Source organism: Lacrimispora sp. (genome assembly GCF_032078915.1).
Classification (GTDB): domain Bacteria; phylum Bacillota; class Clostridia; order Lachnospirales; family Lachnospiraceae; genus Lacrimispora.
In genome coordinates this window covers 50,085-60,909 of sequence record NZ_DAMAUN010000031.1, presented here as the reverse complement: position 1 = coordinate 60,909, position 10,825 = coordinate 50,085, and the positions used below count along the sequence as shown (strand labels likewise).

The following is a 10,825-nucleotide window of genomic DNA, read 5'->3' as shown; positions in this document are numbered from 1 at the left end:
ATGCCCAAAGCCGGAATCGAACCAGCGACACGAGGATTTTCAGTCCTCTGCTCTACCAACTGAGCTATCTGGGCATAACCACCTGCAACATGAACAATTTTACAAGATTTCTTCCTTCTTGTCAAGACAAGTTTTCTAAATTATGTCAAAAAAACATAATTCTCAGTAAAATCATTAAAACATCTCACATGCCTGATCAAAACTTACACACCTTGAATATCTGGAATTCCACATTTTTTCATTATAATATTTGTAGGATTGTTCCGCCGTCATATACTCATTATCAACAGTTGTATTGCAATAAGCCGGAACAAAGATTTTAAATCCATGTTCAAAGCCGCACTTTATTGTTGCATCTATGCAGTAATCGGTTTGCAAACCTGTGATCATGATGGTATTTTCGTTTTTAGAGCGCAGGTATTCTAATAATCCCGTATCCCTAAATGCACTATTAACATGTTTATCAAATATTTTTTCCTCATTCATTGGAGCAAATTGTTCAAATATTTCAAATCCTTTTACACCCTTAGTCAACTCAAAACCATCATCGTGACGAACGTAAATAATCTCTATGCCCTTGGTTCTTGCTAAACGAATTAATTGTTTCATGTTATTTACAAATGTTTCATATTGAAAAAGTTCATTTGTAACAATCATATCCTGTGTATCTATTACTAACAGTACCATTTAAATCCCCCCTTATTCTATTGTTTTCCAGAGCAGCTGTCCATTTTCGAAAATCACTTCAATTCGCCCGGTATCTCTTAACCAGGAAAGATATGAGCGGACAGTACTGCCAACGAGTACATACTGCTCAAAATTCATTACCAGACCATAGTCATTGAAAAGCTGCTGTAAAACCTTTTCAAAGATAATCGGCTCTTTACAAATTTCAAGTATCTTATCTGCTATTTCATGTACCTTATTCATATTAATCTGAGCAAGCGGGGCGATATCATCGGTTGCTTCTGCGTGGGCAGGGATGAAAACCTTCGCTTTCAGGGTCTTTACCATTTCCAAGGTGTCAAGGTAAGCGGATACATCATAAATAAACCCGATCTGGTATTTTTCCAGTGTTTCTTTGCTCGACAGGCAGTCTGCCAAGTAAACGACGTCATCCATATCTCTAAAACCCACCATATCAAAAAAATGACCGGGAAGAGGAATCATACTCATACCCTTTGGAAGGACCTGCTCTGTAAGATATTCTGCATTGCTTTCCTGGGCCATCAGGAATTTGTGCCTTAAATCCTTTGGCGGAAACCCGCCATACAGGAAAGACGGCTCAAGGATGGTATGGTTCGTAAAGTCGCATTCAATACCAGGGGCATAAACCTTGCAGCCGGTTTGATTCTGCAAATATTTATTGCCTCCGATATGATCGGCATTTGAGTGGGTATTATAAATTGCTGTCAGACGCCAGCCGTTAGCATCCAGTATCTGCCTGACCTTCCGCCCGGCATCCTTGTCGCTTCCGCTGTCAATAAGGCATACATCCGTATCGTTAAGCTTAACAATACCAATCTTTGCCGGGCTTTGAACATAATAACTATTTGTGCTGACCTGATTTAACTCATACATTTGGGAAACCTCCAATAGTAGAAATCCTTTTGAAAACTGTAGTTTTAATGATGATAATGATCTCACAGGAAAGGAAGCGTCGGGTCCTTCCGGACAGACCTTCCTTTCCGCTCCGAAATCCTGTCTCCTTCTTCCACTCTTCCGCAAAGCAGCAGGCTATGTTCATCGTATAATGTGCGTCTCCTTTTCACTGCCTCCACACTGTCATTGGCATAGCAATACTTACACCCAGCCAGGCAGGTGTCATAAGTTCCCACCTCGACGCTTTCCATGCATCCACATTCTATTCTTTGATTTTTATCTTTCCTCCGGCATACCGGACCGCCTATTAAGTATTCCGTCATAGCAGGGTCAATGCAGCTTCCTCGTGAAATACCCGCAGAACTTAAATCAGCTTTTTCCGCACATGCTTCAATCCTGAGTCCGTGAGTACCTGCAATCGCAGCCAGTCCTTTGCCCAGCCTTTTCATCCCCTCTTCATCCAATTCTTCTACCGGGATTCCCTTCATGTTACGTTCTGTCTTTCCATACTTGTCCAGAAAACTGATCACTACTTTTTCCGCAGAACCACATACACCTCTGGCGATTTCTTCAAAGGCCCGCAAATGGTATTCCTCCCTGTAACGGCTGTTAAGGAATATGGGATCATACCGCCAGACCATACGGCTTTTTCCCACCTTTTCTGCCGTTTCCCGGAAAATATCGATCAAATGTCTTTTATCCGGCAGTCCAGGCTCAACATCATTTCCATATCCCGTCAATGTAAATTGGATATAGAAAGGGATGCTTTGAAGCTCCCGGATTCGTTCCATCATAGGCTCCGGATTTTTCGTCCAGAATACCATAAGCTCCACCTGCTCCGGAGAGAGAGCGATCCGGCTGATCTGATGGCTGTTCATGGGATTTTTTACATAAAGGTACCCTTCCTTCAACCTGTCAAAAAACCAATCCGAATAAAATTGTGGGATATCAGTCCGTCTGCTGACACTGAGTATCATATTTATTGCTCCTGTTTCGTCTTAGTAAAACCATTATAAGCCTTCCGTGCGCCCTCTTCAACCTCTTTAACTTATTTAAGAACTTCAAATATGGCATCTGCCTGGAATAAGTTGGCATAATGTTTTGCCTATTAACTGGGAATTCTGATATATGAAGTGAAGCCGCTTTCTATCATCATCTACAACTGGAGGATCCCCATGAAAATTGAACCTGTATTTTTAACTGACAAAAATCATAACGTCATTCTGGAAGCCATCTCCGGTACTCCCAATGCCGCGCTTCCGGACAGCTTGAAGCCTTTTGAAATATTGGAGCCTAATACTTCGGACGGTGCCATGGAAAAACATGTTCCGGTCATTGAGACAGAAGGAAATCATGTGACTGTAAAGGTGGGCAGCACGTTCCATCCCATGACCGAAGAACACAACATTTCCTGGGTCTGTCTACAGACAACGGCAGGAAGTATCATGAGAGTAAGCTTAAGCCCTGACTGTGAACCGGTGGCCTGCTTTACTCTGGAGAATGGCGATTCTCCAAAAGCCGCTTTCGCCTACTGCAATCTTCACGGATTCTGGAAAACAGAGGCGTGACGAAAAAAGAATTCCCTAAAGCACACTCCAAGAAAGATGCATTCTCTGTTTACAATATCGCCGCAGGATTCATAATCCTGCGGCGATTCCTATGCCCTCAACCTTCCCATAAGCATACAATTGAATTCGTTTTTATCACGATAATGGCTGATTTCTCCGCCTTAACGAGAATCGTTCAAGGGCAAGCCGAATTTCATCGTCGCTAAACGTATTAGGAACTTCAACGTCGTCTTCAAAACCATCCATCTCTGCACCATCAAAGCGATACAATCTGATGAGTAAATTCCACAATGTTTCCAGCTCTTTCTCGCCAAATCCATTAAAAACATCGGCCATAAAATCAACCGTCATATTGCTGCCGCAATTTACCATCGTTTCAAGACCTAAATCTGTCAGTCGTACATTAACTGCCCTTCTATCCTTTTTGCTTGGGACGATCGCAACCAGGCCCTTCTTTTCAAGGCTTCCGATCAGTTGCGTAACGTTTTGCTTCGTAGCCCCTAATTTATTGGCAATATTGACAATCGTAGTCTCTTCCTCGGGTAAATGAAGCATGGCCAGTACCGTCATGTATTGCCTGGAAGTCAAAGGAACACAGTATTTGTCTCCTGTTGTCTGAAGTTTATTGGAAACAGAAATCAAGCTGGAATAAACCTGCTGCATTAAATGTAATAGATGTAATTCCTTATTATAGTCCACTGCTGAAACCATCCTTATCGAAAATTCTAATGTATCGTCAATTTATTGCCTTTTAGTATACAACGAATTGAATCAATTATCAACGTTCATACCGTTTCTTAAAAAATTTAATAGTTTCTCGAAACGAATCATACTGTCCCTTTGTATTTCCCTCAACCGTTCCGCCAGAAGTAAATATGCCGCCGTTCATGGGCATTTCGAGGGTAAAGCTAATTGGAATCACAAAGGGAACCGGCATAGGATGCCCCATGCTTTCATAGGACAAAAGCCGTACAGAATGCTTATAATTATGACGCTTCAGAACTTGCAATATATCTGTACAGGCGTCGTAACTGTTCCAGATGTTATCATTTTCACCGCAGATCAGCAGAATGTCAGCTTCAGAATTCTCTATTTTTATTCTGGCTTCTTCTTTGTTGACTGCTCTTTCAACGCTCTTTTTATAAGTACTGGCAAATCCAAACGGCACTCCTTCGCTAACAGCCTTTTTCTGATCCTCAAAAAAGATATTATTATCCACTTTGATGAATGGTATGGATTTTCCCTGATAGGACCAGGACGAAATATTTTTGCCGCTCATCATTCCGTCTAATGCCTGAAAGCAGTAGGTGTGCGGTTCCACTGCGGCCACTTTCTTAATCTGTGGAAAATACGATGCGAGTAAAAGCGCTAATTCGCCGCCTTTCGATGTACCATGAAGGTAAATTTCTTTCGCTTTGGTTATTTCATTGCTTGCCAACCAGTGGAAAATTTTCTCAAAGTATTCCAAATGAACTTCTTCTAATCTTTCCGGCAGTCCTTCAACGCCGAAATAGGGTACAATCAGAACATTGAATCCTCTGGATGCCAGCGGGCCGGCCATTAAGGCCAGGCCTTCCATCTGACCATCGGATCCACCAAGCATTAAAATCGTTTCGTCACAGGAATCTTTCCGGTAGAATAGTTTCCCTATAAAACCGTCGTTGATTGGTTTTATCATAAGGTCTTTTGCCTTGAAACTTCTTACAAGCTGAATTTCCCTCTGTTCTGAAGAAGTTTCCAACACCAGATTCATGAGGATCGGTTTTTCTATGCTTATGTTTTCTGCTATATTTTTCCCGGCCGACTTTGACTTCCTTAAAGAATAGATGAGGCCCATACTGTCCGCGGCTCTGTAGGTGCCCTCTACCGGTTTCGCTTGATCAAAATCAACTCCACCTGTATTGTTCACATCAAAGACAGCATAAGATGAAAATTCCTCGCCGCTGCACCACGGCAGTTCCATCTTCATGTCCGCCCTCAGCTGACTGTTCGGAGTTAAACCGGTAACCTTGATACGTACTCTTTCATCTACAAATGCTTCTTGCTGCTCAATGGTAATCTTCATGTTTGTCTCTCCTTATTAGATGGGAAAGCTTTAAACCTCTCATCTCCAATACATAGTCAATATATTTACTATGTATTAGTATAGTCTAAGTTTTTATTATAGTCAATATATTGACTATAATTTATTTTCCAATAATTATCCAAGAGGGGCAAGCGGGATAATGCTGTGATTGGGTTTTATTTTCTATAAAACAAATCCTCTAATAAAGATTATTTACAATTCACCGGTAATCGTTAGGCTTTCATGCTTAACAATTATCCTTTTTGTAAACATCCCTACTGGAGGATTGTTAATCAGGATTAATTTTTTAATTTTCAGTTACTTTGTGAGAAACAGTTTCCTCAAACAGTTGGAACTTTGCAACCTCCTGCCTCAAAGCCTGGGCCTGAGCCTCCAGTTCTTCACTGGAAGCCGAGCTTTCCTCCGCTGCTGCTGCATTGGACTGCACCACGGCAGATACCTGGGACAGTCCTTCCAGGATCTGCTCCATAGCCTTGGCCTGTTCCAATGAGTCCGATTCAATTTCTTCCATTACCTGTTCTACAAGAATGGATTTACCGGCGATCTCCTGAAGGATTCCTGCCGTCTCAGCCGTCTGTCTTTTTCCCTCTGAAACCGCTTTTACCGTATTCCCGATCAGCTGGGCAGTCTGTTTTGCCGCATCAGCAGATCTGGCTGATAAGTTCCGGACCTCTCCTGCAACCACCGCAAACCCTTGACCCGCACTTCCGGCCCGGGCTGCTTCAACAGCGGCGTTTAAAGCCAGAATGTTGGTTTGAAATGCGATATCCTCAATCATTTTTGTGATACCGGATATTTTTTCAGAAGATAAGCTTACCTCTTCCATAGCCGAATGAAGGCTCTGCATATGCCGGTTCCCTGCGCTGACCCTTGCTCCGGATTGCTTTACATAATTGGAAGCCTTCCGTACATGATCCGAATTCTTTCCTGCCATTTCCGAAACATTTACAATGGAAGCATTTAATTCCTCCACCGTTGCTGCCTGCACGGCGGCTCCGGACGCAAGCGCCTGGGAAGCGCCGGAAACCTGTCCGGCTCCGGAATTGACCTCCTCGGCGGAGGAACGGATATTTAATATGGTATCATTTAAACGGGAAGCGATCATCTCCATGGAATTTCGTATGCCATTAAATTCCCCTGGATATTCACAATTACTTTGGACCGTCAGGTTCCCATAAGAAACCTCCTGTAAAAACCGGGATATATCGTGGATGATATCCCGGTACTTTCCTGCCATTTCATTGACCTTTTCTCCGATCACTCCTATTTCATCACTGCGTTCCATATGCAGATCAATGCTCAAATCCCCGGCAGATAACTGGTCAATGGAATTTACCACCTGCCCAATGGGTTTTGTTATCCGGTCCGTGATCCGAAGCATGACGAAAACCGCAAGTATCAGAGAGACAGCTCCCAAAATAACGGCATTTAACATAGAGGTTACAACACCGGACATAAATTCAGATTCTGAAGCGGTCACATTCACCGACCAGCCATTGGTGTTAGCCACAGGGGTATAGGAACCGAACCGGTTTTCTCCGTTCCAACGATAGAATCCGAAGCCGGTTTCGCCGTTTACCATTGCAGCTTCCAGCTTTGCAATCTCTCCATAGGCAGCTTGACTGGTTTTTGCAGACTCTGCATCATTTTGCTGGGATAATACCAGAGAAAAATCCTCGTGGGCTACTTTCGTGCCTTCCCGGTTCAAGATATAAGTGCTTCCGGTATCCCCAAGCTTTGTGTCCCCAATCATCTCCTGGAAAACAGAATAAGGGAACTCAATCATGATCACCAGATCATCATAGGGGTATGCATATTCAAAGGAGGCAGAATTCTTATGAAGGATCGGATCGGATAAAAAGGGAGTTCCGCTTTTTGCCTGCAGGTATGTATTGTCCTGCTCATAGGATTTCCCATTGACAACAGAGGTTCCGTCGGACGAAATGATATCGATGTTATTAAGGCCGTACTGGGAACATGAGATCCGTAAAAATATATTGATGTTGCCTCCTTTTTGCACATTTCCCTTCATGTAAAGGGCAATTGACTCGGATATGATGGAATACTCTTCCAGCTTCTGAGTTATTTTTTCGGAAACCAGTTCCGATGTTTCCTTTAAACTCTTGGCCAGTGATTTCCGGGTCGTATGATAGGTCTGATAAATGGAGCCTATGGACAGTACAAATACAATACAGATGATACATCCAATGGTGAATGTTACCAGTTCTTTTTTTATACCTTTGTATTTCCTTTTCATATTACGTTATCCTCCGATATCCAGTTTGCCTCTCTGCCAGTACAATTTATAGCGGCCTAATGGGTATATCGGCTAATTTTCAGATAACTATATGAATTTTACTAAAGTTTTACATTTATTTAGACAACTTTTTACATATTAGATACGGCTTCAATTTTATCAGGTGATAATTGACAAGAAGCTTGGAATCATCTCACCCTCATAGTAAAATAATCCTTTTCCTAATTCCCCGGCATCCCAGCGGCGCTGCGGATGATCCGGATAGGCTGTGTAGCCGCCTGAATATACTTCGTTACGGTTTCCTGACGGATCCCAAAAGTAAATGGTCTGTCCGCGTGTGATCGCATGACGTGTTGGACCAACATCATGCTTGATGGAATAACGTGCCATCCAATCAGCCGCATTTCCCACGTCACACCAATCCTGGAGCAAAAAGCCAACATGATGGATTTTACCTGGCTGATCAAATTCAACAAAGGCTAAGTCATGGGGTTTATTCGAACCGGTAATCCAGCTTGCAAGACGTTTTCCGTCAGGCGTATTGCAGATCTCAGGAACATACATTCCCAGCACCTCCGTACAGAAACGCTCTGCCTCTGCGATATTCGGCCCATATAAAAGCATATGATCAAATCTCTGGCACCTCATACCTCTTGGCGGATCTACCCAAATGTGGGGATTGATAATTTCCGGTATCTGCTCTGCTTTTTCAACCTCTGAATATAGTTCTAAACGATGACCCGTGCTGATTGTAAATCCAATCCTGCGTCCAAAACCCGGCTGATCTGAATCAGCAGGAACATGATCCACTTTATAACCAAACGCTTCAACCTTTTTCTCCAGCTTTTCCAGCAATTCTTCCGATTCCACTTTAAATGCTGCAAAATCAAATCCTGCCGTATCTGCCAGGCGCAAAACAACAGAATGATGGTCAAATTCATCATAGCCTTTTAAGCATACTCTGCCGTCTTCTGTTCTGCATACCTCATTGAGACCTAACATCTGAGTATAGTGCCTTAATGTCGCATCCAAATCCAAAACTCTAAGCTGGATTAAACCTGGTCTGAGAACTCCACTTAATGACATACAAATACCTCCTCATTCTTAATATTTTTAAATTACATTTGTTTTGAGATGATAAGATCACCGGCCGGAACTACACAGCAAACCAATACAATGCCTTGTTCCTCCTCTTCTTTGGAGACATGTGCACGGCTCATATTTTTAACCACTTTATAATCACCGCTCACGATCTTCATCTTACAAACTCCGCAGCCGCCCCCAAAGCAGCCGTATTTGAAAGGTCCTGTGCCTGCACGCTTCATTGCTTCTAATATTTTTTCATCTTCATGACAGGTAAATGCCACGCAGTCTTCCAATACTTCAACCCTATAAGTATTATTCATATAGAAACTTCCTTTACCGGCCTGCGGACCTTTTAAGCTGATAAGCCACATCAATGATCATATCTTCCTGGCCTCCGACCATCTTCCGCTTTCCCAGTTCCATCAAAATATCCCTCGGCTCAATGTGATACTTTTCAGCCGCATGATAAACATGCAATAAAAAGCTGGAATAAACACCGGTATAGCCTAACATCAGTGACCCTGTATCGATCTCCTGCGGTCTTAGCATCAATGGCTTTACAACGTCCTTTGCCAGATCCATAAGTCCATATAAATCAAGTCCTGTTTCAAATGACTCCCGCTGCAAAACGGCTGCCAGCACTTCAATTTGAGTATTTCCGGCACCGGCACCCAGTCCGCAGACCGTGGCATCTATGTAAGAGGCTCCTGCTTCTACCGCTGCCAATGAATTAGCCACAGCCATGCCTAAATTGTTGTGAGCATGGAATCCAACCGGAATTTTAACCGCTTCTTTTACCGCTTCGATTCTTTTTACTACTTCCCGGGGAGTAAGATAACCGGCTGAGTCCGCAAGATTAATGTAATCCGCTCCATAACTCTCCATCTTTTTCGCTTCCCCGGCAATCACTTCCGGCGGAGCCATATGGCACATCATCAGGAAACCAACTGCCATCATGTCCAATTCCTTTGCCGCTTTGATATGCTGGGCACTTACATCCCCCTCCGTTACGTGGGTGGCGACTCTAACTACCTTCGCTCCATGCCTGTTAGCACTCTTTAGGTCCTCAATGGTGCCTATACCCGGCAGCAACAGCACAGTTAATTTACTGTTCGTTATAACTTCGCCAGCCGCCTCTAAAAGTTCAAATTCATCGGTCTTGGAAAAACCATAGGTATAACTGGAGCCCCCCAGCCCGTCACCGTGAGTGACCTCAATAAAAGGGACCTTACTTTCATCAAGTGCTTTAGCGATTCGTTTCACCTGATCCACAGTATAGCTGTGCCGCATTGCATGGCTTCCATCTCTCATGGTCGTATCAACGATCTGAACCTTTCGTTTTTCCATGCTATGCACCTCCCTTTAACAATTTCTCAGCGATTCTCTCACCGGCGGCCACAGCCGCAGCATTGATAATGTCTAAGTTTCCAGAATACTTGGGCAGGAAATCCCCCTGTCCCTCGATCTGTACAATGGTTGTTACCTTATCTCCTTCCAGTACCGGCGGAACGCGCAGCTTATAACCAGGCACGTATTGCACAAGCTCATCCACCATTTTCTGAATGGATGCCGTAATATCTTCTATTGCAGCCCCCTTATCCTTAATCCGGACCATAATGGTATCCGTCATCATCAGCGGCGGCTCCGCAGGATTTAAGACTATAATCGCTTTTCCTAAATCTGCTCCGCCAATGGCCTCAATGCCTTTCCTGGTAGTCTCCGTAAACTCATCCATATTGGCTCTCGTTCCCGGCCCGGCACTTTTTGAGGAAATGCACGCAACTATTTCGGCATATTCCGCTCCTGCGACACGCTCTATTGCATGAATAATCGGGATAGTAGCCTGCCCTCCGCAGGTTACCATATTAATATTCATTGAATTTTCCAGTTGTTTTAAATTGACACTTGGCACGCAGTAAGGTCCTACTGCTGCCGGAGTCAAATCAATGGCTATTTTACCTGCTTCCTTTAACAATGGTGCATGTTTGAAATGTGCATTTGCACTTGTGGCATCAAACACGATTTTAATGTCATCCCTTGCTATTACCGCGTCAATTCCCTGAGTCGATACATCGACTCCATGGGCGGCAGCCCGCTTAATCCCCTCTGATTCCACAATGCCGGTCATCAAAGCCATTTCCATATGGCTGCTCCGAAAAATTTTATACATCAGATCACTTCCGATATTTCCAGGTCCTATAACCGCTGCTTTTACTTTTCCCAAAT

11 protein-coding genes and 1 tRNA gene are annotated in these 10,825 nt (G+C 43.5%); 1 reads left to right on the top strand and 11 read right to left on the bottom strand.

What is annotated here, in order from left to right:
* Window position 1 precedes the first annotated feature (1 nt).
* From RT269_RS13810 to RT269_RS13795, 4 genes are all read right to left on the bottom strand, one after another.
* Window positions 2-74, bottom strand: a tRNA-Phe gene (locus RT269_RS13810).
* A gap of 100 nt (window positions 75-174) precedes the next feature.
* A complete protein-coding gene (locus RT269_RS13805) occupies window positions 175-687 on the bottom strand; it encodes a cysteine hydrolase family protein (RefSeq protein ID WP_313183404.1) in 513 nt (170 codons plus the stop codon).
* Window positions 688-699: 12 nt separating this feature from the next.
* Window positions 700-1,581, bottom strand: a complete 882-nt coding sequence (locus RT269_RS13800; RefSeq protein ID WP_313183402.1) for an MBL fold metallo-hydrolase — start codon at window positions 1,579-1,581, stop codon at window positions 700-702.
* 62 nt (window positions 1,582-1,643) lie between these two features.
* Window positions 1,644-2,579, bottom strand: a complete 936-nt coding sequence (locus tag RT269_RS13795) for a DUF1848 domain-containing protein (RefSeq protein ID WP_313183400.1) — start codon at window positions 2,577-2,579, stop codon at window positions 1,644-1,646.
* 198 nt (window positions 2,580-2,777) lie between these two features.
* Here RT269_RS13795 and RT269_RS13790 point away from each other — a divergent pair, with 198 nt between their 5' ends.
* Window positions 2,778-3,170: a desulfoferrodoxin family protein gene (locus RT269_RS13790; RefSeq protein ID WP_313183398.1), complete on the top strand. Its 393-nt coding sequence runs from the start codon at window positions 2,778-2,780 to the stop codon at window positions 3,168-3,170.
* A 135-nt stretch (window positions 3,171-3,305) separates the two neighbouring features.
* Here RT269_RS13790 and RT269_RS13785 read toward each other — a convergent pair whose 3' ends face one another.
* From RT269_RS13785 to RT269_RS13755, 7 genes are all read right to left on the bottom strand, one after another.
* A complete protein-coding gene (locus RT269_RS13785) occupies window positions 3,306-3,869 on the bottom strand; it encodes a MarR family winged helix-turn-helix transcriptional regulator (RefSeq protein ID WP_313183396.1) in 564 nt (187 codons plus the stop codon).
* 79 nt (window positions 3,870-3,948) lie between these two features.
* Window positions 3,949-5,235, bottom strand: coding sequence for an acyl-CoA thioesterase/bile acid-CoA:amino acid N-acyltransferase family protein (locus RT269_RS13780; protein WP_313183395.1), 1,287 nt, complete (start codon window positions 5,233-5,235; stop codon window positions 3,949-3,951).
* A 307-nt stretch (window positions 5,236-5,542) separates the two neighbouring features.
* On the bottom strand, window positions 5,543-7,513 hold the full coding sequence (locus RT269_RS13775) for a methyl-accepting chemotaxis protein (protein WP_313183394.1): 1,971 nt from the start codon (window positions 7,511-7,513) through the stop codon (window positions 5,543-5,545).
* A 159-nt stretch (window positions 7,514-7,672) separates the two neighbouring features.
* Window positions 7,673-8,599 (bottom strand): catechol 2,3-dioxygenase, encoded by a 927-nt coding sequence (locus RT269_RS13770; protein ID WP_313152630.1) that lies wholly within the window; start codon window positions 8,597-8,599, stop codon window positions 7,673-7,675.
* Between the two features lie 32 nt (window positions 8,600-8,631).
* Complete coding sequence (locus tag RT269_RS13765; protein WP_313183393.1) at window positions 8,632-8,919, bottom strand: 2Fe-2S iron-sulfur cluster-binding protein; 288 nt, start codon at window positions 8,917-8,919, stop codon at window positions 8,632-8,634.
* A 13-nt stretch (window positions 8,920-8,932) separates the two neighbouring features.
* The gene (gene dmpG, locus RT269_RS13760) at window positions 8,933-9,946 is read right to left on the bottom strand and encodes a 4-hydroxy-2-oxovalerate aldolase (RefSeq protein ID WP_313183391.1); all 1,014 of its coding nucleotides are present in this window, start codon (window positions 9,944-9,946) and stop codon (window positions 8,933-8,935) included.
* A gap of 1 nt (window position 9,947) precedes the next feature.
* Window positions 9,948-10,823, bottom strand: a complete 876-nt coding sequence (locus tag RT269_RS13755) for an acetaldehyde dehydrogenase (acetylating) (RefSeq protein WP_288830620.1) — start codon at window positions 10,821-10,823, stop codon at window positions 9,948-9,950.
* Window positions 10,824-10,825 lie beyond the last annotated feature (2 nt).